The sequence below is a fragment of the Nocardiopsis sp. SBT366 genome, from assembly GCF_001083815.1.
GTDB lineage: Bacteria > Actinomycetota > Actinomycetes > Streptosporangiales > Streptosporangiaceae > Nocardiopsis > Nocardiopsis prasina.
Genome location: NZ_LAVM01000016.1, coordinates 1 through 20849 on the forward strand (window position 1 = coordinate 1; position 20849 = coordinate 20849).

The following is a 20849-nucleotide window of genomic DNA, read 5'->3' on the forward strand; positions in this document are numbered from 1 at the left end:
GTACAACCGTGCGCCGGTCAAGCCCTACCGCGTCCTTCTGTGGCCTCCCCTGTGCGAGCGGGAGCCCGGTACTGCCGAAAAACGGTACAGCGTTACTGCGTTACTGCGGTCCTACCGGCCCCCGGCGCCTTGAAGCACGTGCGCACCGTCGAGCCGTCCTGCTCTGTTTCCTGCACGGCGTCCCCCGAAAGAGCGAAACGCCGCTCACACGGTCCTACCGGCCCCCAACGCCGAACAACCCCGCGCCGGTCAAGCCCTACCGCGTCCTTCCTCCAGCTGTGGTCCCCCCTGTGCGAGCGGGAGCCCGGTACTGCGAAAAAACGGTACTGCGTTACTGCGGTCCTACCGGCCCCCGGTGCCTTGACGCACGTGCGCACCGTCGAGCCGTCCATCCCTCCACCGGCGTATCCGGTGGTCCAGCCGTGTGTCTCAGTGGCTATGGCAGAAAAGATAGCAGCGAGCGGCGTGCATGTCTACATCAGCCGCTACAGGTTTCCAGTCCTGCTGGAGGGAGTTTCGTCGGGGGGTTCCGGGGAAGGAAAGGGGGCTGGCCGAACCGGTCAGTAACCGCGCCAGGCCTGGCGGTCCTGGTGGTAACCGATGATCTTCGGGTGCATCATCGTCGAGGCCTCCACCTCGCCCTCCTGTCGGTCGATGGGAAACACCAGCGCCGCGTCAAGCAGGTCCTGGTCCAGGAAACGCAGCTCGGGGGCATCCTCCGGCAGGGTCAGTTCGGGGGCGCCACCCGGCTCAGCACCGGACACCCCCAGGTAGAAACCCCAGTTCCCGAAGGTGGGCACGTCCACGTTGTACGGGGTCACCGCCAGCCCCGCCTCCTCCAGCGAGTGGCTCACGCTCCAGTAGGCGTCCGGGGCGAAGAACGGCGATCCGGCCTGCACGACCACCCGGCCCCCCGGCTCCAGAGCCTGCTCCAGCAGGGCGTAGAACTCGATCGTGTACAGCTTCGAGGTGCCCACGTCCGTGCCGTCCGGCAGGTCCGCGATGACCACGTCGAAGTTGGCCAGGTTGTCCCGCAGCCACTGGAAGGCGTCGGCGTTGACCACCTCCACACGCGGGTCCAGGAAGGAATCGTCGTTGAGGTCGCGAATCACCGGGTCCGTGGACGCCAGCTCGATCACGGCCGGGTCCAGGTCCACCAGGGTCACCGACTCGACGTCGTCGTAGCGCAGCAGCTCCCGGATGGCCAGGCCGTCCCCGCCCCCGAGCACCAGGACGTCCTCGCGCGCGCCGTCCATCGCCGGGTGGATCAGCGACTCGTGGTACCGGTACTCGTCCAGGGTGGAGAACTGGAGGTCGCCGTTGAGGAACATGCGCACGTCCCGGCCGTCCAGGGACTGGGTGAGCACGATCTCCTGGTACTCACTGCGCTCCGCGTGCGCGATCGGGTCCCGGTACATGGCCTGGCGGGCGTCCACCTCGAAGTTCTCGGCGAAGTAGTAGGCCAGACCCAGCACCGTCACGATGAACGCCAGCCCGACCGTCAGCCCCACGTACGCGAGCCGGGTCAGATCCGTGCGGAACAGCCACAGCACCACGGCCACGCCGATCACCGCGTTCAGCACACCCACCATCAGGGCGCCCTTGGGCAGCCCCAGCAGGGGGAGCAGCAGGAACGGGAAGGCCAGACCACCGATGAGGCCGCCCACGTAGTCGGCGGCGAACAGGTCGGCCACCGCCTCGGAGGCCTCCTGCTTGCGGATGCGCTGGATCAGCGTCATCAGCAGCGGGATCTCGATACCGATCAGCGTGCCGATCACGAACGCCAACAGCACCAGGGTGGGCTGGTAGGCGGAGGCGGACAGCCAGGCGAAGGACCCGTACAACAGCAGGACCGACAGACCGCCGACCAGGGACAACAGCCCCTCGACCACGGCGAACGACAGCGCCGGGCGGGCCTGGTAGCGCTTGGACAGCAGCGAACCCACACCCATGGCGAACACCATCACGGACAGGACCACGGAGGCCTGGGTGATGGTGTCGCCGAGCAGGTAACTGCCGATCGCGACGAGGGCCAGCTCGTACACCAGGCCGCAGGCGGCGCAGATGAACACCGCCAGCAGAACGAAGAACCGGGCCGCACGCGGCGGCACCGGGAGTCGGGGCCGTGCTTGGGCCGTGGTCTCGCTCAAGGTACTGCTCTCTCAGGAAGGGACACGAGGGTGTGGAAAGTGCGTCGGGGGGTCGGGCTGGACGCCAGCCCGACCCCCCGAACACGCGGACTACTTGCCGAAGCCCGAGCCTCCGCCGCGGCTGTCGCTTCCGCTACCGCCGCTGTTGGAGTTGGAGTTGTTGTTGTTCCCGCCACCGCCGCCGAAGCCGCCGAAGAAGAAGAACCCGCCGCCACCGCCGCCGCTGCGGTTGGAGCACTCGTCGGTCGGGGACGCGGACGGGCTGGGCGAGGCGCCGGACGCCGAGTTCGTGGTTCCGGCGGTGCCCGTCGCGTTGGTGGAGCTCGTGGCACTGGAGGTGGGGTCGGCCTTGGGCTCGCAGTCGGCGTTGTTGCTGCCGCCCGAACAGGCCGAGAGGAGGATCAGCAGCGCGGTGGCCCCGCCGATCGCGGCGATCTTGTGTCTGGGAGCGCGGGCTCCCCGGGTCGTTGTCGTGGCCATGTCGGCCTCCTCTTAGGGGGTCAGGGTCGTGGTCGTCGTCACCAGCTCGTCGCTCTGCGGGTAGGCGTGCCAGGTACGCCAGCGCAGGGACGCCCCACTGCCAGAGGTCAGGTGCAGCGCGGTGATCGCCAGAGGATCACCGGGGAAGGCGACGAGGAGCCCACCGGGTGAGTCGGAGGTCGCTTCGTGGATCTCCGCCACCCGGTGGGTGAGTTCGGCGCGAGGCAGCGACTCGACGATCGAGTCGAAGCGGTAGCCGCCCACCCCAGGCAGGGGGTGCTCGGCGTAACCGGGAAGCCCGCCGGAGGAACCCGGCAGGCAGGCGACCGTCTCCACCAGCGCCCCGCCGTCGGACTCCGGGCGCAGAACGACCTGGTGTGAAGCGCCGAGCACCCGCAGCTCGACCTCTCTGCCCGACACCGTGACGGTGCGGGTCGCGAGGGGTGCGACCAACGGGTGGTTCAGGGTCCAGACCAGGTCATCGGCCTTGGTGTCGACGAAGGGGGCGCTGATGCTCGCGCGCATGTGGGTGTCAGCTCCCGGGGAAGATCGTGAAGGTACCGGCGGCGACCTTGGTTCCGGTGCTGACTTCCCAGCTCCCGTGGTCGAAGCGCTCGAAGGCGAGCAGCTGGCCGTCCTCGGACTCGTAGTCGGCGTAGTCCATGCCACCCTCGGCCTTGAGACCGGTGGTGCCCTCGGAGCGGTAGGAGCCGGAGCCCTTCTCCTCGAGCTTGTAGGTGACGCCCTCAAGCTCGATGGACTTGCCCTGGGGGACCATGGTCAGGTCCGGGCGGCCGGTCCACAGGGCCAGCTCGACGTCGGGGTCCTCCTCGACCGAGAGCCAGCGCTTGCCGCCCTCGACCTCGAGGAAGTGCTCGGACCAGACGTAACCGCCCTCGGACAGGCGGAGGGTGCCGCGAATCCAGGTCCGCTCGTGGCCCCAGTCGATCATGTCGCCCGCCTTGATGGCGCGCGGGTCACCGGCGGTGTCAGTGGTGGAGGACGCGGCGAAGGGGTCCTGGGGAGGCGGGGGAGGGGTGTCCTGCTTCTGCGCCTGCGAGCGCTGCTTGTATATCAGGACCCCGATCACGATCCCGGCGATGAGAATCAGTAGCAGGAGGAGTTCGATCACCAGTGTTCCTCGATTCGCGGTGAAGCAGTCTTGGGGGTTCCCGGGGCCGGGCGGTCCTGTGTGTTCTGACGCCGGTTCGGGTGTTGTGGTTCCGCTCCTGGCCGGATCGGGTCAGGGAAAGAGGGCGTTGGGGGGAACTCGTTCGCGGGTGTCAGCGGTTGCAGGACCAGCACGTTCCGGATTATTCGGACCGTTGTCCCCCACCAGCCTAGGTGGTTTTCGGTCCTTCTGGGGGACCCGTACGCAGCGTGCCGGGGCCGCCACGGCCTGCCCGGACGCCACGACGGGGCCCGCGCGGGAGGCGCGGGCCCCGTCGTGGTGAACGGAGGCGGGGTCAGGGTCGGGAGTCGCCGGTCTCCAGCGGCAGGGAGTCGTCGCCGCCCCAACGGCTCCACGAGCCCGGGTACAGGCGGGTGTTGGTGAACCCCGCGTGCTCCAACGCCAGGAGGTCGTGGCAGGCGGTCACCCCGGAGCCGCAGTAGGCGGTGACCGTACCGGCCGAGTCCGCGCCGAGGGCGGCGAAGCGCTCCCGCAGGACCTCGGGTGCGGCGAGCAGACCGTCCGGGCCCAGGTTGGCGGGCCACTCGGCGCTGCGCGCACCGGGGATGTGCCCGGCGCGGGCGTCCACCGGCGCGGGCTCCTCGCCGGTGAAGCGGCCGTGCACGCGGGCGTCGAGGAGGAGACGGTCGGGGTCGGCCAGCTCCCGCTGGAGGGCCTCGGTGCCGACGACGCGGTCGGCGGGCCAGGGGAGCGCGGTCCGGTGCGCGGGCTCGGCGCTCACCTCGCCCTTCTCGAGTTCGCCGGTCCAGGCCTGGATGCCGCCGTCCAGGAAGGCCGCCGAGGTGCCCAGGACCCGCAGCATCCACACCAGGCGCGCGGCCACCGAGCCGTTCGCGTCGTCGTAGACGACCACGGAGGAGGTGTCGCCGATCCCGAGGCGACCCAGGGAGCGGGCGAGGTCGGCGGCGGCCGGAAGCGGGTGGCGGCCTCCCTCGCCGCTGGCGGGCGCGGCGAGGTCGGTGTCCACGTCGGCGTGCACGGCCCCGGGGATGTGGCCGTTCAGGTGGGCCTCCCGGCCGGAGCGGCCGTCGAGGTACCAGCGGGAGTCGACGAGCACGACCTCGTCGCGGTGGTCACGGAGCCAGGCGGCGGAGACGGCCACCGGCAGGGACAGTGTCTGATCGGACATGCCGCCAGCCTAGGGCGTGGAGCGGTCCGTGCCGGGACGGAAGGCCGCGTAGGCCAGCCCGGTCAGGAGGGGGACGGAGAACCAGAGCTGGTACCAGAACACCGAGCCCAGGTCCGTCCAGGGCATGGTGGCCACCGAGGCCGCGCCCACGACACCGATCGCGAACGTCACCACGCTCCGTGACACGCGCGGCGCCGCGCCGGGCGGGCCGTCGAGGAACAGCCGGGCGGCCAGGAGGGCGACGCCCATGAACCACAGGGAGAGGAAGATCCGGTGTCGAGCGGGGTCGGGTACTGAGTCGTTCCAGGCCACGAGGGTCAGCCACAGACCCGTGACGAGAAGGAGGGCGCCGCCCACCGCCGCGCGGGTGAGGGGCGTCCGGCTGGGGTGGCGCGTTCGCGTGTGTGCCTCCATAGGCCTCAGGCATGCCCGGAGGAGGCCGGTCCATGCCTGTGCGCCCGGGTCGGGTTCACCACAGGAAGCGAGGGTTTGAGGGGGTTGGTTCCCGAGGGGCCGCCAGCCAGGCGGGATACATCCGTGTTCCCCCACCCGGGCGTGGGGGCGGAGAGGTCGGCGGTCTCCGGGGCGGGCCGCCATGATCCTGCCGTGCGCCGCGTTCGTCGTGATCACGGCGGGGGGTGCGGCTGCCACCCGCCGGACCGGGCCAGCGCTGACCCCGTGACGTCCTAGGTGCGCGCCGCGTCCCGGTCCATGCGGTGGACGTGCAGGATCCACCACAGACCCAGCACCGGCAGGACCAGCGGGATGAACAGGTAGCCGCTGCCGAAGTGCGACCACACCGTGTCGTCCGGGAACGCCCCGGCGGCCAGCACGCTCACCGCCCCCACCAGGAGCACCCCGATCATCTCCACGGACACCGACACCAGCGCCACCAGGCGCGAGGTGCGCCCGGCGCGGGCCAGGCCGACCGCCGCCACCAGGTAGATCAGCCCGGCGAGCACGGAGAGCCCGTACGCCAGCGGGGCCTCGTCGAACCGGGTGGCGAGCTGGTAGGAGCCGCGCGCGGTCGCCGCGAGCGCGAACACGGCGTACACCGCCACCAGGAGCCGGCCGGGGCCGGTGCGCAGGGTGCGGTCGCCGACGGGATCGGGCGCCTCAGACAACGGGACTCCACAGCTGCTCGACGCGGACCATGAGGACGGGGAGGATGAGGCAGGCGAAGGCGATCACGGCCGGACCCCACTTGCTGCGCTCCATGAACCCCCACACGGCGCAGGCGGGCGGCAGCAGCGCGACGGTCGCAAGGTAGGAGACGAGCATGACCGTCTCACCCGGGCGTTCACCGCCGACCATCGCCACGGTGATCGCGCCGACCTGACCGAGCACCAGCAGCCACAGCACACCCATGCCCACCAGGTGGGGGACGAGCATCGGCTGGTCGCGGAAGGTGGAGACGAGACACCACACGGCCATCGCCAACGACACCATCTGAATGGTCATGGTCAGCCAGTCGACCACGCCGCCTCCGCTCGGGTACTCCGCACGTCCGCCCATGTCAGCGGACCACAACAAACTACGACGCATCGTAGTCGTAGCCGGGCACCACCCCGTACCCGGGGGAGGGCCCCGGACACCGGAGCACGGGCCGGGCCGGGGTCGCGTTCCTCGTGGGTCTGGCTGACCTCGGCCGTGATGGTCTCCTGGAGACCGAACAGCTCGGCCATCTCGACGGAGGCGATGTCGAGGTCGTCGCCGACCACCGCGATCTGGCCCTCCACGCGCTGACCAGGGCTGAGGGAGACGACGGAGAGCTTGTCGATGTCCGCGAAGAGTGTGTCCGACCAGTCGGAGCGGACCGTGCCGTCGGCGAGGACAACCGCCACCGGATCCGCGAGTCAGGGGGAGCGGTCGAGGTGGCCGACCAGGACACGCACGGCCTCCTCGGGTGAGTCGGCGTGGAAGCGGACGGCGGTCACGTGCTCCTCCTCACGGTCGAAGAAGCGTGCGGGTACCGGGACGCCGAAGTCGACCACGACATTGGTCCCGCCGAACACGGAGACCGTCAGCGTGCCCTCGTCCACTGAGACGGGGCCGCCCCGGTGGGCGCTCCGGGACACCCTCGCGGAGACCACCTCACTCGTGGGAAAGGCGAAGTCCGCGTTCGCGCCATGACGCACCCGTAGGAACCGCTCGCTCACCAGGTGGCCCTGCCTGCCGTAGAGGGACCAGAGACCGAGCGCGTAGAGGACGAAGTAGACGGCGACGGCGAAGAGCACCCAACGAAGCCAGCCCGGCCCGCCTACGAACAGGAGAGCGAGCACGGCGCCCGACAGCGCCAGCACCGACATGGACAGGGCGACGGCTGCGGTGGGCCCACCAGAGCGCACCGACGTGACGCCTTCGGCCCGCGACTCCCGGCGGAACAGACGGGGCAGGGCCAGGGTGACCAGCAGCTCCTGCTTCACGACGAAGGCGACGCTCGGCGGGAGGCAGGCGTCCAGGCCCGCCATGAAGGCCTGGGTTCGGCTGGCGCCACGGGAACGGGCCCTCCGGTAGGCGATCCGGATCGCTGCGAACTCCGCGACGACGACCCCGAGCAGGCACACCTCCAGGACGACGACGATGATCGCGGCCCGGGCCAGGTCGACCACTCCGGTGAGGACGAGGAGGAGGTTGGCGGCGATGACCACGAACGGCAGCCACCGCAGGAGGGCGGTCACCCGGGGATTGCGGAGCACGGAGTCCGTCCTTTCCGTCGGCGTCACGGAAGGGCCATGCTGGCGCCCTGACGCGGCGTCAGGGCAAGTCGGTTCGGGAGTCAGTCCGGGCTGGCGGAGAGGCGCGACACGACCCTGCCCAGGACGCGCCGCTGCGCCGGGGTGAAGGAGGAGAACAGTTCCGAGGTGAGCCCGTCGGCGGGGCCGGTGGGGCCCGCGTCCGTCACGAAGGGCCGCGCCAGGTCGACGAGGTCCTCCACCAGCTGTTCCGTCCCGGCCGACTTCTCCGTCTCCGGGGACAGCTCCATGAAGCCCTCCATGACCGGGCCCAGGCGTGGGTCGGCCCCGGCTGCGCCGGGATCGTCGGGCGCCCCGCCGAAGAGCGACATGAGCTGGAGCGCGGTCCTCTCCTGTTCGACGAGGTCCGGGGCGACGCCCTTCTCGTTGAGCACGTCCACCCAGGCCGACCAGGGTTCCAACGGGCTCCCCGGGCCGAGCCGACCGGCGTCCTCCCGCAGCCGCGCGATCATCAACCGTCGCTGCTCCAGCCTCTCCTGCTGCCGGACGATCTCCGCCTCCCACCTCTCCAGCGCGGAGCCGAGGTCGGTGCCGTCGGCGTCGACCAGCCCGGCGCACCGGTCCAGCGGGAGGTCCAGTTCGCGGAGGGCGAGCACGGACTTCAGCGCGTGGAGCGTGGCGATGTCGTATCTCCGGTGGCCCAGTTCGTCCCTCTCCGGCTCGGGGACGACGCCCCGGGAGTGGTAGAAGCGGAGCGTGCGCGGGGTCGTTCCGAGAAGGCGGGCGGCCTCTCCGATGGACAACATGGCCCCATTATCGCCGCGTGGCCCGCGACGGAGCGGGGTGACGGGGTGGTCTCCCGGAGGCCGGGTACCACCCCGTTCACTCGGGGGCTCAGCGCTTCCAGTAGAAGACGTCGGCGGTCGCCGAGGTGATCCGCGCCTCCGCCTTGCCGAACTGCGCGACCCGGACGCGCACCCGGCGCCCGGCGGCCAGGTTGCCCTTCCAGGAGTAGGTGAAGTGCGCCTTGCCGCCCACGTGCACGGGGCTGTCCAGCGGGCGGTTGCGGGCCACCTTCCAGCCGCCGTCACCGTTGGGCTCGTACTCGGTGAGGCGGATCTGCGCCTCGGCGCCGGAGTCGAGCCCCTCCAGGGTCACCCCGACCGAGACGTCGTAGTAGGCGCCCTTGGTCTCCTCGACCCCCACCAGGGCGTAGAACTCACCGGTCTCGCCGTCGTGCCGCCGGTCGAAGGCCAGGCTCGCCCAGCTGCCCGACTCCAGGGTCTGGGCGTTGTCCTTCTCGAACCTGCGGTGTGAGGGCATGTCGTCTCCTTCAGAGTTTCCGGGAGCCTGTGCGAAGGTGCCGTCCTTGACCAGCTGGTAGGCCTTGTCGCCGGGGCAGGACGTGGAGATGAAGTCGCGGTGGCCGAGCACCTTCCCGGAGATGGAGGTGTCGGGTTCCATGAGCCACTGGCGCAGCACGCGGACCGCGTTGATCTGCTCGGGCGTGATGGTGTCCGAGGGTCCGGTGGCCAGGGTGCAGGAGTAGTGCGAGGAGTTCCCGCCGGGCTGGGCGGCCTGGGTGCGGTACAGCCCGCGCCCCTCCAGCACGTACCCGTGCGGACACGCCATGAACGAGTTGCCCGTGTAGTACACCGTGCCCCGGCGCCGGGCCAGCCAGGTGCCGTTGGGGGTGGTGGGGCACCACACGTGGCCGCCGTAGGTCTCCTCGCTGATGGAGAACGCCGCTTCGCGGGAGGCCGCGGCCTTCGGCGAGAAGTGGGTCCGACGGTGCAGCTCCACCCTCCACATGGCGTGGCCGGTCGAGTCGGCGGGCGGCACACGGGTCAGCGAGGTCGCGTGACCGGCCAGGATTGCGGCGAACTGGAACGCCTCGGCCGCCGCACGGTTTTTCTGGCCGAGCGCCCGCGCGTCGTCTGTCCCGTTGTCGTGCCCCTCCGCCAGGAGAGACACCTCGACGAAGCGTTCGAGCTGCGTTCGGGTGAGGGAGCACAGGAACGCGTGAGTGGGAACCCGGTCCGGAGCCTGCTCCAGCAGGATCCGACCGGCGTCCACGGAGAGGTGGAACTCGACCAGGTCCTGGTTGGGCACCTCACGCCAGCGAGGAACGCCGTCCGAGTCCGAGCCGGTACGGGGGAACCGATCGCACGCGGGACCGAAGAGGTCCCCGAGGCAGGCCCTGATCCTCGCGACGTTCCGGGCGTCCTCCTCCCGCGGCTGGTGGATGACCACACCCGTGTCGGGTTCGCGGCCCCTGCCCGGGGGCTCCACGTGGCCCTCGGTCCAGAACCACCCGATCACCTCGACGAGGGAGTCGTCCCACTTGGGTTCGTCGGGCAGGCTGTCGCAGGGCGCGGACAGGGGAATCCCGTCCCAGTGGGTCAGCGACTCGGTGGTCGCCCACACCCGCTCCCGGCTCTGCTGTGTGCGTTCCGCGCGCCCGGTCGCGGCCCACGTTCCGTCCGCCGCCCTCTGGCGTTCGGTGCCCGTCCGTCGGTGGGACCGTTCCACGGGCCAGCGGTGCTGGGGGGTGGTCAGGGAGGAGTGCGAACGCCCCTCCATGCGGACGAGCGTGCGCTCGGTGGAGGGGAAGACGTTGACGGCCTGGACCGGCTGCCACTGGGAGGTTCCGGTCGTGTGGTCGAGGGTCAGGACCACGTCACCCGTGCGGAGGTCGCGGAAGGTCCGCCAGCCGTCCTCGGTGAGGATCTGCGTCTCCTCGTCGGCGCAGTAGCCGATGTCCGCCCAGCCGCGGGAGGGGCCGGTGTGGAAGTTGCGGGTGTTGCGCCAGTAGGTCAGGCAGGCGGAGTGATCCTTGTTGGCGAGGTTCTGGTCGCCGCTGTCGTAGTGGATGACGAGACCGGAGCGGGGGTTGGCCTGCTCGGCGGGGGAGGCACCCCAGCCCAGATCGGACCTGGACACATATTTGCTTGGTCGAGGCATACACCTATTGTCCCCTGCGAGGACTTCTCTACGTGGTGAATCCGTGACAACGGGCTATATGTGAATAGGGTGATCTCTGAGCCAGGAATCCCTTTTGCGAATTCTGTGGCCGGAGTGGTTATCGGGGCCAGAGGAACACCACGGCCTCCGCCGCGACCAGGTGTGCGTCGGCCTCACCGAACTGCGCGGCCCACACCTCCACGCGATGGCCCGGCTCCAGCCGGTCCTTCCACGCGTACGTGAACCCCCCGTGCCCGAACCCGTGGGTGGTGACCTCCACCGGCAGGTCCCGGTGGGTCCGCCACCCTCCCGAGCCGTCGGGAGCGAGCTCGACCGCCCGCAGTCGCACCTCGTGATCCGGGGTGATGTTGGTCAGCGTCACCCCCACCGAGAGGTCGTACAACGCGCCGGAGGGTTCGTCGGCCCCCACCAGCTCGGCCGGGTCCGCCGGGGCCAGGCCGTCGCGGAGGTCGAAGCCGATCCGGTGCCACTCCCGTGGCTTCAGGGCCTGGGCGGTGGTCTTGACGAAGCGTCGGTAACCGGGAGTCGGGGGCATGGCAGTTCCTCGCGTCGGGGTCGGGTGGCCCTGCCACCTGCGGTCACATCAAAAAGTAATCGAGTAGGCACCGTTCGTGCGTGTGGCGGTGTGGGCGCGTCCCGAGCCGGGTGCGCCACGATGGGGGGACCGCCCCTCGAAAGGTGTGACCATGCGCTCCGCCCACTCCGTCAGCGCCGTCCGGCAGGCCGAACAGGCGCTCATGGCCCGACTGCCCGAAGGCGCGCTGATGCGCCGCGCCGCCATGGGCCTGGCCGTCCACTGCGCCCGCCTGCTGCCCCGTGTCCACGGCGCCCGCGTGACCCTGATGGTCGGCGGCGGCGACAACGGCGGCGACGCCCTCTTCGCGGGGGCGGACCTGGTTGCGCGCGGTGCCTCCGTGCGCGCGGTGCTGGCCGGGAGGCGCGTCCACCCCGAGGGGTTGGCCGCGCTGGTGGCGGCGGGTGGCCGGGTGATCGAGGGTGTGACCACTGGGGCTCATGGGGCCACAGATATTTCTGAGACTGGTGGGGATGGTGGTCCGCAGATCACAGTCGAGGCGGAGTCGGCGCTCCTGGAAGCCGACCTCGTCGTCGACGGTCTCGTCGGGATCGGGGGGCGCGGTGGCCTGCGCGAACCCTACGCGGCGCTCGCCGCCCTGGCCTCGGACTCGCGCGCCGTCGTGGTCGCGGTGGACCTCCCGAGCGGAGTGGACGCCGACACCGGGGAGGTCGCCGGGGAGGCCGTACGGGCGGACGCGACGGTCACCTTCGGCACGTACAAGCCGGGGCTGTTCGTGGATCCGGGGGCCGGGCGGGCCGGGCGGGTGAGCCTCGTGGACATCGGGCTGGGGCCGGAGCTGCCCGACGCCGACCTCGTCCGTCCACAGCCTGTGGACATCGCCCGGCTCCTGCCGATCCCCTCCGCCGAGGACGACAAGTACCGCCGGGGCGTGCTCGCCGTCCGCGCCGGATCCGACCAGTACCGCGGAGCCGCCGTCCTGTGCGTCGGCGGCGCGCTGCGAACCGGGGTGGGCATGGTCCGCTACGGAGGCGGTGAGGACGTCCTCTCCCAGGTGATCTCGCGGTGGCCGGAGGTCGTGGGGCTGCACTTGGACCCGACGAGCAGCACGGACCTCGCCCCGGGACGGGTCTCGGCGGTGGTGGTCGGACCCGGTCGCGGCACCCACCCCGCCAACGCGGACGAGCTGCGGGCGCTGCTGGAGAGCGACGTCCCGGTGCTGCTCGACGCCGACGCGCTCAACCTGGTGTCGAGCAGCGTCTCCCTCACCGAACTCGTGCACCTGCGGAGCGCGCCGACACTGCTCACACCGCACGCCGGCGAGCTGTCCCGGCTGCTGCCGGACACCGACCGCGCCGAGATCGAGGCGCACCGGCTGGCACAGGTCACCCGCGCCGCGAAGCTGTACAGGTCCACGGTCCTGCTCAAGGGGTCGACGACGGTGATCGCCCACCCCGGGGAGCGGACGGTGGTCAACCCCACGGGCACCCCGCTGTTGGCCACGGCCGGTTCGGGCGACGTGCTCTCGGGGGTGGCCGGGGCGCTGTTGGCCTCGGGCCTGTCCGCGCAGGACGCCGCGATGTGCGCCGCCTACCTGCACGGACGGGCGGCCGTGCTGGCCCGGGGCGGTGCGCCGATCAGCGCCTCGGACCTGTTGGACGCGCTGCCGCTCGCCGTCGCGGAGCTTCGGCGCGCGGCCGCCTGAAGCCGTCAGGAGCGGGAGCGGGCGGCCTCCAGGCCCAACTTGACGATGTCGGTGATGAAGTAGTCGCCGGGGTCGCGCGCGTCGCGCAGCAGGTGCAGCTTCGCGTCGTCGACCCACATGTACTCGGTGTGCTTGTCCGCCTCCAGGACCGGGGCGGTGAGGTCGCCGTCCACGCGGACCAGGTAGTCCACCTCGCGGCGGGTCACGCCGTCGCCCGGGTCCCAGTCCAGCCGGTACAGCTCGGCGACCACGGCCGACAGGGTCCAGCCGGTCTCCTCGTGGATCTCGCGGGCCAGGGCCCCGAGCATGGTCTCGCCGTCCTCCACGTGGCCGCCGACGACGTCCCAGCAGTTCGGGAACACCTTGCGGGTGGCCGACCTGCGCTGGGCGAAGGCGCGCCCCTGGGCGTCGACGACCACGGCCCCCGCGACCCAGCGCTCCCCGTCGGCGGTGTCGGGGAAGGTGATCCCCTCGGCGATCTCCACGTTCACGGTGCTCTCCTTCACGGGTGGTCCTGTGCGGGGGTCCCCTCGGGCGCGGAGCCTCGGCGGGGCAGGCGCAGCGTGAGCAGTTTGGCGCGCGGTGCGAGCGTCCCGGCCAGGTCGAACACGCCCTCGGTGCGGCTGCGGTCCTCGTCCAGCACGGAGAACAGGTTGACGCCCAGGTAGAAGGTGATCGCCGCGTTCGCGACCTCCTGGGCGGGCAGCAGCCGACCCAGGGCCGACCCCCCGAGCACACGATCCCACTCCCCGGCGATGAAGTCGATCCAGGGGCGGGAGCGCTGGTTGATCTCCGCGCGCAGTTCGGGCTTGGTGACCGCCGCCGCGACCAGCTCGGAGAACTCGGCGATGTAGCCGCGCTCCAGGTCGGTCCGGTAGACGCGGGTGGCCACCTCCACCAGCTCCTCCAGGGTGTGGGCGGCTCCGGCCATCTCGCGGTACAGGGCCATGCGCTCGGCGCTGGACCTGTCGAGCGCCGCGAGCAGGAGTTGGTCGACCCCGCCGAAGTGGTAGAAGACCAGCGCCGAGTTGGCCTCCGCGCGGGCGGCGATCGCCCGGGCCGAGGCTCCGGCGTAGCCCTCCTCGCGCAGGACCTCGCTGGCCGCCGTGATCAGGCGGTCCCTGGTCTCGGCGCTGTTCTTGCGGCTCCCGCCGCCGGTCCTGGACATGGTCCTCCCTCTGGTCGGGGTTCATCATACGGTTTAATCAAGTGATTAAATCGTGTGCTTTAATCATGTCGTCAAAGTGCGACAGCGAGGAGTGCCACAGTGACGCAGCCCCCCGAGTTCTCCGCCGCCCCCGAACCGGGGCGGGATCCCGAGACGAGCCATCCCCGCGACGCCGAGATCGCGGAGCGCTGTGCGGCCCCCCACCGCTCCTTCGAGCCGATCCGGGGCGTCCCTGCGGACGGGGAGGGCCTCCCCAGGCCCTCGACGGCCCGGTGGGTCCTGGCCGGGATCGTCCTCGCCGCCTTCGCCGCCCTGCTCGCCGTACGGGTGACCAGGTTCGGCGGCCTCGACCAGACCGCCCTGTTCTACGTGGGGCTGCCCGCGTTCCTGGCCCTGCTCGTGATCCTCTGCGTCCGGGCGCGCGGCGGGCTCGGCGCGGCCATGGCCGTCACCACGGTCTGCCTGCTGCTGGCCGGACCGATGCTCGGCGAGGGGATGGTCTGCCTGGTCATCTCCGCCCCGCTCATCTACGGCGTCGTCGCCCTGGTCGCCTGGGTGGTCGCCTCGCTCCGGCGGCGCGGCCGACGCCACCCCCACGCGATGCTGGCCGTCCCGATCCTGTTCGCCCTGGCCATGGAGGGGATCGGCGGGTTCTCCCTGCTGCCGCGCGAGGACTCCGGAACGGGTTCGGTCCTGGTCGGCGCGACCCCCGCCGCGGTCGCGGCCGCGCTGGCGGCCCCGCCCGGGTACGACGCCCCCGACGCCTTCCTGCTGAGCGCTGTCCCCTTTCCCGAACCGGTCGAGGCGCTCGGTTCGGGCCTGGAGGTCGGAGACACCAGGACCGTCCACTTCACGCCGCGCCGGACCCTCGCGCCCGGCGCGGAGCCCACCCCGCGCCACCTGGGGCTGGAGGTCGCGGAGAGCGACGTGCGCGCGGACGGCGGCCGGGTGGTCTTCGAGGTCACCGAGGACACCGCCTTCGCCAACTGGATGGAGATGGAACGCGCCGTGGCCACCTGGCGGGGCGAAACCGACGGGACCCGGCTGGCCTGGGAGATCGAGTACACCCGCACCTACGACCCCTCCTGGTACTTCGGGCCGGTGCAGTCGCACGTCACGGGCCTGGCCGCCGACTACCTCGCGCGGACCTTCCAGGAGGAGGCCCAGGCGCTCACGGGTGGGGAGCCCCGGCGTTGATTCCCGCACTCACCCCCGCCCCGGAACTCCCCTCTCTGCTGGTCCGGGGCGCGGGCCTGCTCCTGCCGCTGCTCGCGGTCACCGCCGCGTGCCTGTGGCGGGCACCCCGGCCCCGGGAGGTCGCTGCGATGATCGTCGCCTCCGGCTGGGCGCTGTTCACCCTCCTGCCGCTGAACCTGATCGCGCTGCGGGCGGGCTGGTGGTCCTTCCACGCGCAGGGCGCCGTGTGGCAGGGGCTGCCGGTGGACCTGCTGCTGGCCTGGGTGCTGCTGTGGGGCGCGCTGCCCGCGATCATGCTCCGGATCCTCCCGGTCCCGCTGGTCACCGCGGTGCTCGTGTGGCTGGACCTGATCCTCATGCCGCTGGCCGAACCGGTGGTGGTGCTGGGGCCGCTCTGGCTGCTCGGGGAGTTCCTGGGCGCCACCCTCTGCCTGATCCCCGCGCTGCTGCTCGCCCACTGGACCCGGCGCGGCCAGCTGGTCCACGCCCGGATGTGGACACAGGCGGTGCTCGCCCTCGGCCTGATGGTCGTCCTGCCGGTGTACGTGCTCGCCACCGCCCCGGCCGGGCTCGCATGGACACCGACCACCTCCTGGCGGTGGTGGACCGCCTCCCCGGAGACCCTGACCGCCGGGGCGCAGGTGCTCGCCCTGGTCTGCCTGCCCGGTCTCGCGGCGGCACGGGAGTTCGCGGCGGTGGGCGGCGGGACACCGCTGCCCTACGACCCGCCCGCACGGCTGGTGACCAGCGGCCCCTACGCGTACGTGCGCAACCCGATGCAGCTCACCGTCACCCTCCTCTACCTGGTTTTGGGCCTGCTCCACCCGCCGCTGCTGCTCGGTGTCCCGGTCGCCCTCGCCTACGGGGCCGGGTTCGCCGCCTGGCACGAGGGCGGGCAGCTGCGGGCGGCCTTCGGCTCGGACTGGGACACCTACCGCGCGGGGGTGCGCGCGTGGCTGCCGCGATGGCGGCCGTGGCCCGGGAGGGCGCGGGGCACCCTGTACGTGGCGGCGGACTGCGGCCCGTGCCGGGGCGTGGGCGCCTGGCTGGCGGCGCGCGGACCGACGGCCCTGACCCTGCTCCCGGCCGCCGAGCACCCCGAAGTGCTGTACCGGCTCACCTACGAGACCGCGGAGGGGGTCCGGTGGAGCGGCGTCGCCGCCCTGGCCCGGTCCATGGAGCACCTGCACCTGGGGTGGGCGATGGCCGGGTGGGCGCTCTCCCTGCCGGTGCTGCGCCACTTCGTCCAGCTGTGCGGGGACGCCTTCGGCGTCGGGCCGCGTCCCTCCAGGAAGCCGGACACACCGGCCATCTTGTCCAGTTCGGGCTGACGCGAGCCCACACCTGAACAATCGCCGCGAACTCACATGTTCCACGGGACCCCCTCGCCGTTATGCTCGGGCGGGGCCGCGCCTCCCTTCGGAAACGCCCGGCCCACACCGCACCCAGCCCCCCGGTACGAGGAAGTCCATGGAAGAACAGGCGATGCTCGCGCGCGACCTCGTGCTGCGCGTCTGTGCCGGTCCCACCGAGTTCGCTCCCCAGTGGCTCCGGGCCAGGGGCAAGGTCACCGCCCCCTTCGTGGTGGCGCGCGACCGCGACCTCATCCGGGGCCTCGTCGAGGCCGGACGGGCCCTGGGGGTCGACCGGCTCCTGGTCTGCCGCACCCGCGCGGAGTACTCCTACGACCCGGTGACCGAGGTGCCCCTCGACACCGACACCCTCATCGACCTCATCCGGGGGTGGGGGCCCACGCCCACCGACTTCCTCGTGTGCGTCGAGGACTTCTCCGCCGCCGTGCTGGTCTCCGCCAGCGAACTCACCGTCGCCGCCGGTCCGGTCGACTTCGTCCGCGAGATCGTCGGCCCGGACATCCCCGGGGTCCGCGCGAACTTCGCCACCAGGGCCCTGGACGGCAACCGGCCGGACCTGCTCCGGGCCGCCCAGCACTACAACTGCGTCGATCCCGGCGCCCGGCACGCGCGCGCCCCCCGCAGCCCCGGACCCGACCTGGCCGAACGGCTCGCCCGAAGAGCCGAACGCGCCCGCGGGCGCAACCCCGGAACGGTCCGGTTCCTGCGCGCTCTGCGCGGCACCTGGGGCTGGGCCATGCTCGGCGTCCTGCTGCTCGCACCCCTGGCGGTCCCGGCCCTGGCCGCCGCCCCGCCCGCCCTGTTCCTCACCTACCTCCTGCTCTTCCAGCTGGCGCTGCTGGCCCGCTCCCGGACCGTCTCCTTCGCCACCCTGCTGAGGGTGGCCGCGCTCGGGGCCCTCCTGCTCTGGCCGCTGGCACTGGCCTCCGCGCTGGTCAGCGGAGCGCTCGGGTGGGACATCGACGACGTGCTCAGCCAGACCTATGTGGCCGTCACCGTCGAGGAAACGGGCAAACTCCTCCCGCTGCTCCTCCTCGTGCTGCTCGCCCGCCGCCGCGTGCGCCGCCTGTCCGCAGTGGACTTCCTCCTCCTGGCGGCCGCCTCCGGGGCCGGGTTCCAGCTGGCCGAGCGGCTGTTCGTCGGGATCTCCGCGCCCCTGGCCGACCCCGTCACCGGGCTCGTGAGCGGGGCCGCGCCCGAACCGTACGCGGGGCACGCCGTCGCCACCGGCCTCATCGGCGCGGCCCTCGGTCTGGCGATCGTCGGACGCCGGTACGGGGGCTGGCTGTGGCTGCTGCCGGTCCTGGCCACCTCACTGGTGTTCCTGGACCACCTGGACGTCAACGCCCGTGCCGCCGGGGCCCGGCTCGACGCGTTCTCCACCTTCGTGCACACGCTGTTCGGCGGCGGCTCGCTGACCCCGTGGCTGCTGCTGCTCGCCCTGCTGTTCGCGGTGGCGATGGACTACCGGGTGATCGCGACGGCGGCGGAGACCACGCCCCCGCTGCCCGGCCGGACCCCGCTGCCGGGGCTGCGCCGGTGGGCGCACGGCAGGTCGGTGGCCCTGCGGGTGCGTATCCCCGCCGACATCGCCCCGACCTTCCGCCGGATCGCGCTGTCCTGGGTCAACCTGCCCGCCACCCTCGCCACCACGGTCACCACCATCGCCCACGAACTCGCCACCGCCACCATGGCCGCCAAGCAGGGCCCGGGCGCGCTCGGCGACGCGCTCCGGTTCCTGCGCTGGCGCCGGGCCAACGCGATGGGTGAGGCCCGCTCACGGGGGAGGAACTGGCGCCGCTACCCCTCCGAGGAGGAGCTGGCCGACAGCGCCCGCGACCTGGCCCGGAGGATCGGCCTGGCCGGAACCGGGGGCCTGCTGGTGGCCGCCACCGCGCTGCTCGCCCTCGGCTCCGGACCCGTGCCGGGCGCGGTCCCGGAGGGAACCCCCGGCTACGCGGTACGGGCGGTGGAGCTGATTCTCGGCTGGCTCACGGCGGCCGACACCGCCACCCTCGTGTGGACCGCACTCGTCGGGCTGGCGGTGCTCAGCCTGCTCACCATGGGCAACGCCGTGCCGCACGCCCACCCGCGCATGGGCGAGTTCCTGCGGGCCCCCACCGCCAACACCGGCGCCATCCTGGGGATGCTGGCCCCCGGTCAGGTCGGGTACGCGTTCCTGGGACTGGTCGGTCTCATCCTGCCCGCGAGGGTCAACCGGCTGATCCGCCGCTGAACCGCAGGATCGTCCGGGCCCGTTCGATGACGGGGGCGTCGACCATGCCCCCCTCGAACCCGAACGCGCCGCCGCGCGCCTCGGCCGCCGAGAGCACCCGGCGGGCCCAGGCGACCTCGTCTTCGGTCGGCAGGAAGGCCGAGCGGACGGCGGGCACCTGCCGGGGGTGCACGCACGCCTTGGCGTCGAAGCCCGCGTCCGCGGCGTCGCGCGCCTCGTGGCCCATCCCCGCGACGTCCTCGATGTCGGTGTACACCGTGTCGATCGCGAACCGGCCGGACGCCCGCGCGGCGAGCAGGACCGTCCAACGGGCGTGCTCGGCCACGGGCGTCCGGCCCCGGCCGGGACGCTGGCGCCCGCCCAGGTCGGCGGCCAGGTCCTCCCCGCCCCACATCAGCGCGACGCAGTTGTCCGCCCGGGCGATGGACGGCGCCTCCAGGACGCCCGCCGCCGTCTCGCACAGGGCGATGACGGGCCGGGGCGCCAGCGCCTCCACCTGCTCCCGGGAGGCGGTCATGGGCAGCATCACGACGGCGTCGGGCAGGTCGGCGAGGGCACGGACGTCGTCCTCGTGCCACCGGGTGCCCACCGCATTGACGCGCACGACGATCCGTCCGGTCCCGAGCTCGCGCAGGGCGTCGACCGCGTGCCCGCGCGCGACCGCCTTGTGCTCCGGGGAGACCGCGTCCTCCAGGTCGACGATCACGGCGTCCGCGAGCCCGGCCGCGCCCCGGACGCGGTCGGGCCGGTCGGCGGGGCAGAACAGCGGTGCGGGTCCGGGCCAGGGGAGGGGGCGGGTTCGCGAGGGCATCAGTCCAGCCCGCCGCGCTTGACCAGCTGGGAGACGATGACGTTGCGCTGGATCTCGTTGGTGCCCTCGCCGACGATCATCAGGGGCGCGTCGCGGAAGTAGCGCTCCACGTCGAACTCGGTCGAGTACCCGTAGCCGCCGTGCACGCGGATCGCGTCCAGGGCGATCTCCATCGCCGCCTCGGAGGCGAACAGCTTGGCCATGCCCGCCTCCATGTCGCAGCGCAGCCCGGCCTCCGCCTTCTCCGCCGCGTTCAGGATCAGCTGGCGGGACGCCGTGAGCTTGGTGGACATGTCCGCGAGGTAGTTGCCGATGGACTGGTGGCGCCACAGCGGCTTGCCGAAGCTCTCCCGCTCCTGCGCGTAGCGGAAGGCGTCGTCGAAGGCCGCGCGGCCCACCCCCAGGGCACGGGAGGCCACCTGGATGCGGCCGGTCTCCAGCCCCTTCATCATCTGCGCGAACCCCCGGCCCTCCTCGCCTCCCAGGAGGGCGGAGGCGGGGGCCCGGTAACCGTCGAAGCTGAGTTCGCAGCTCTCGACCCCCTTGTAGCCGAGCTTGGGCAGGTCCTTGGACACGGTCAGCCCGGGGCCGTGCTCGACGAGGAGGATCGAGACGCCCCGGTGCTTGGGCTCGGCGGCCGGGTCGGTCTTGCAGAGCAGGGCGATGAGCTGGGACCGGCGGGAGTTGGTGATCCACGTCTTCGTCCCGTCGACCACGTACTCCTCGCCGTCACGGCGGGCGACGGTCGTCATGGCCTGGAGGTCGGAACCGCCGCCGGGTTCGGTCAGGGCCATGGTCGCCCGGATCTCGCCGGTGGCCATCCTCGGCAGGTAGTGGTCCTTCTGCTCCTGGGTCCCGTAGGCGAGGAGCAGCTTGGACACGACGGTGTGTCCGCCCATGGCACCGGCCAGGGACATCCAGCCGCGGGCCAGCTCGGCCGTCACGAGCGCGTAGCAGGGCATGGACACACGGGAGTCGCCCCAGGGTTCGGGGATGGCCAGGCCGAAGACCCCCATCTCCTTCATCTGCCCGATGAGCTTCTCCGGGTAGGTGTCGGAGTGTTCGAGGTCGCGTGCGACGGGGCGCACCTCGCGATCCACGAACTCGCCGACCAAGGAGACCACGGCCTGTTCTTCACTGCTCAACTCGGTCATCGCGGGTTCCTTCTCTGCTTCTTGCCTGTGACTGTGCC

Annotated in this window: 21 protein-coding genes; 4 read left to right on the forward strand and 17 right to left on the reverse strand. The window is 71.9% G+C overall.

Annotated elements, in window-relative coordinates; translation table 11 throughout:
* Window positions 1–560 precede the first annotated feature (560 nt).
* From ADX84_RS06895 to ADX84_RS06955, 13 genes are all read right to left on the reverse strand, one after another.
* A complete protein-coding gene (locus ADX84_RS06895; RefSeq protein ID WP_049569232.1) occupies window positions 561–2150 on the reverse strand; it encodes a polyamine aminopropyltransferase in 1590 nt (529 codons plus the stop codon).
* 90 nt (window positions 2151–2240) lie between these two features.
* Window positions 2241–2630 carry a hypothetical protein gene (locus ADX84_RS06900; protein WP_049569233.1) on the reverse strand — a complete coding sequence of 130 codons (390 nt, stop codon included), beginning with the start codon at window positions 2628–2630 and terminating at the stop codon, window positions 2241–2243.
* Between the two features lie 12 nt (window positions 2631–2642).
* Entirely contained in the window at window positions 2643–3155 is a 513-nt protein-coding gene (locus ADX84_RS06905) for a DUF2617 family protein (RefSeq protein ID WP_049569237.1), read from the reverse strand.
* 7 nt (window positions 3156–3162) lie between these two features.
* Window positions 3163–3762: a DUF4178 domain-containing protein gene (locus tag ADX84_RS06910; RefSeq protein ID WP_049569241.1), complete on the reverse strand. Its 600-nt coding sequence runs from the start codon at window positions 3760–3762 to the stop codon at window positions 3163–3165.
* 334 nt (window positions 3763–4096) lie between these two features.
* Complete coding sequence (locus tag ADX84_RS06915; RefSeq protein WP_049569247.1) at window positions 4097–4951, reverse strand: sulfurtransferase; 855 nt, start codon at window positions 4949–4951, stop codon at window positions 4097–4099.
* A 9-nt stretch (window positions 4952–4960) separates the two neighbouring features.
* A complete protein-coding gene (locus ADX84_RS06920; protein WP_049569250.1) occupies window positions 4961–5365 on the reverse strand; it encodes a hypothetical protein in 405 nt (134 codons plus the stop codon).
* A 272-nt stretch (window positions 5366–5637) separates the two neighbouring features.
* Window positions 5638–6075 (reverse strand): hypothetical protein, encoded by a 438-nt coding sequence (locus ADX84_RS06925; protein ID WP_049569253.1) that lies wholly within the window; start codon window positions 6073–6075, stop codon window positions 5638–5640.
* Window positions 6068–6430 (reverse strand): hypothetical protein, encoded by a 363-nt coding sequence (locus ADX84_RS06930; RefSeq protein ID WP_026129655.1) that lies wholly within the window; start codon window positions 6428–6430, stop codon window positions 6068–6070. Before ADX84_RS06930 ends, ADX84_RS06925 begins: the two co-directional genes overlap by 8 nt.
* On the reverse strand, window positions 6415–6795 hold the full coding sequence (locus ADX84_RS26590; RefSeq protein ID WP_234003859.1) for a hypothetical protein: 381 nt from the start codon (window positions 6793–6795) through the stop codon (window positions 6415–6417). The genes ADX84_RS06930 and ADX84_RS26590 overlap by 16 nt, the downstream gene beginning before the upstream one ends.
* Before the next feature lie 12 nt (window positions 6796–6807).
* Complete coding sequence (locus ADX84_RS06940; RefSeq protein ID WP_049569258.1) at window positions 6808–7650, reverse strand: hypothetical protein; 843 nt, start codon at window positions 7648–7650, stop codon at window positions 6808–6810.
* An 80-nt stretch (window positions 7651–7730) separates the two neighbouring features.
* Window positions 7731–8453 (reverse strand): MerR family transcriptional regulator, encoded by a 723-nt coding sequence (locus tag ADX84_RS06945; RefSeq protein ID WP_049569266.1) that lies wholly within the window; start codon window positions 8451–8453, stop codon window positions 7731–7733.
* A gap of 88 nt (window positions 8454–8541) precedes the next feature.
* Complete coding sequence (locus ADX84_RS06950; protein WP_049569274.1) at window positions 8542–10590, reverse strand: N-acetylmuramoyl-L-alanine amidase; 2049 nt, start codon at window positions 10588–10590, stop codon at window positions 8542–8544.
* Window positions 10591–10729: 139 nt separating this feature from the next.
* Entirely contained in the window at window positions 10730–11167 is a 438-nt protein-coding gene (locus ADX84_RS06955) for a hypothetical protein (RefSeq protein WP_049569276.1), read from the reverse strand.
* Between the two features lie 151 nt (window positions 11168–11318).
* On the opposite strand from ADX84_RS06955, the gene ADX84_RS06960 reads away from it, so the two are divergent.
* On the forward strand, window positions 11319–12872 hold the full coding sequence (locus ADX84_RS06960; protein ID WP_049569280.1) for an NAD(P)H-hydrate dehydratase: 1554 nt from the start codon (window positions 11319–11321) through the stop codon (window positions 12870–12872).
* 5 nt (window positions 12873–12877) lie between these two features.
* On the opposite strand, the gene ADX84_RS06965 is transcribed toward ADX84_RS06960, so the two are convergent.
* Both ADX84_RS06965 and ADX84_RS06970 read right to left on the reverse strand, forming a co-directional pair.
* Window positions 12878–13378: an NUDIX domain-containing protein gene (locus tag ADX84_RS06965; protein WP_234003860.1), complete on the reverse strand. Its 501-nt coding sequence runs from the start codon at window positions 13376–13378 to the stop codon at window positions 12878–12880.
* The gene (locus tag ADX84_RS06970) at window positions 13375–14040 is read right to left on the reverse strand and encodes a TetR/AcrR family transcriptional regulator (protein WP_017546835.1); all 666 of its coding nucleotides are present in this window, start codon (window positions 14038–14040) and stop codon (window positions 13375–13377) included. Before ADX84_RS06970 ends, ADX84_RS06965 begins: the two co-directional genes overlap by 4 nt.
* A 99-nt stretch (window positions 14041–14139) precedes the next feature.
* On the opposite strand from ADX84_RS06970, the gene ADX84_RS06975 reads away from it, so the two are divergent.
* The 3 genes from ADX84_RS06975 to ADX84_RS06985 all read left to right on the forward strand — a co-directional run bounded on the left by ADX84_RS06975 (window position 14140) and on the right by ADX84_RS06985 (window position 18846).
* Window positions 14140–15237 carry a hypothetical protein gene (locus ADX84_RS06975; protein WP_369801059.1) on the forward strand — a complete coding sequence of 366 codons (1098 nt, stop codon included), beginning with the start codon at window positions 14140–14142 and terminating at the stop codon, window positions 15235–15237.
* Window positions 15237–16568 (forward strand): isoprenylcysteine carboxylmethyltransferase family protein, encoded by a 1332-nt coding sequence (locus ADX84_RS06980; RefSeq protein ID WP_049569408.1) that lies wholly within the window; start codon window positions 15237–15239, stop codon window positions 16566–16568. Before ADX84_RS06975 ends, ADX84_RS06980 begins: the two co-directional genes overlap by 1 nt.
* Before the next feature lie 139 nt (window positions 16569–16707).
* Complete coding sequence (locus tag ADX84_RS06985) at window positions 16708–18846, forward strand: PrsW family glutamic-type intramembrane protease (RefSeq protein WP_049569282.1); 2139 nt, start codon at window positions 16708–16710, stop codon at window positions 18844–18846.
* Here the strand turns inward: ADX84_RS06985 and ADX84_RS06990 are convergent.
* On the reverse strand, window positions 18824–19657 hold the full coding sequence (locus ADX84_RS06990) for a CoA ester lyase (RefSeq protein ID WP_049569285.1): 834 nt from the start codon (window positions 19655–19657) through the stop codon (window positions 18824–18826). The genes ADX84_RS06985 and ADX84_RS06990 overlap by 23 nt on opposite strands.
* Window positions 19657–20811, reverse strand: coding sequence for an acyl-CoA dehydrogenase family protein (locus tag ADX84_RS06995; protein WP_199776497.1), 1155 nt, complete (start codon window positions 20809–20811; stop codon window positions 19657–19659). The genes ADX84_RS06990 and ADX84_RS06995 overlap by 1 nt, the downstream gene beginning before the upstream one ends.
* Between the last annotated feature and the right edge of the window lie 38 nt (window positions 20812–20849).

Bases quoted from the DNA above. Each gene is read 5' to 3' on its own strand.
- ADX84_RS06900 (WP_049569233.1), bottom strand. From the start codon at position 2,630: ATGGCCACGACAACGACCCGGGGAGCCCGCGCTCCCAGACACAAGATC.
- ADX84_RS06905 (WP_049569237.1), bottom strand. From the start codon at position 3,155: ATGCGCGCGAGCATCAGCGCCCCCTTCGTCGACACCAAGGCCGATGAC.
- ADX84_RS06915 (WP_049569247.1), bottom strand. From the start codon at position 4,951: ATGTCCGATCAGACACTGTCCCTGCCGGTGGCCGTCTCCGCCGCCTGG.
- ADX84_RS06920 (WP_049569250.1), bottom strand. From the start codon at position 5,365: ATGGAGGCACACACGCGAACGCGCCACCCCAGCCGGACGCCCCTCACC.
- ADX84_RS06945 (WP_049569266.1), bottom strand. From the start codon at position 8,453: ATGTTGTCCATCGGAGAGGCCGCCCGCCTTCTCGGAACGACCCCGCGC.
- ADX84_RS06955 (WP_049569276.1), bottom strand. From the start codon at position 11,167: ATGCCCCCGACTCCCGGTTACCGACGCTTCGTCAAGACCACCGCCCAG.
- ADX84_RS06960 (WP_049569280.1), top strand. From the start codon at position 11,319: ATGCGCTCCGCCCACTCCGTCAGCGCCGTCCGGCAGGCCGAACAGGCG.
- ADX84_RS06970 (WP_017546835.1), bottom strand. From the start codon at position 14,040: ATGTCCAGGACCGGCGGCGGGAGCCGCAAGAACAGCGCCGAGACCAGG.
- ADX84_RS06985 (WP_049569282.1), top strand. From the start codon at position 16,708: ATGGAAGAACAGGCGATGCTCGCGCGCGACCTCGTGCTGCGCGTCTGT.
- ADX84_RS06990 (WP_049569285.1), bottom strand. From the start codon at position 19,657: ATGCCCTCGCGAACCCGCCCCCTCCCCTGGCCCGGACCCGCACCGCTG.
- ADX84_RS06995 (WP_199776497.1), bottom strand. From the start codon at position 20,811: ATGACCGAGTTGAGCAGTGAAGAACAGGCCGTGGTCTCCTTGGTCGGC.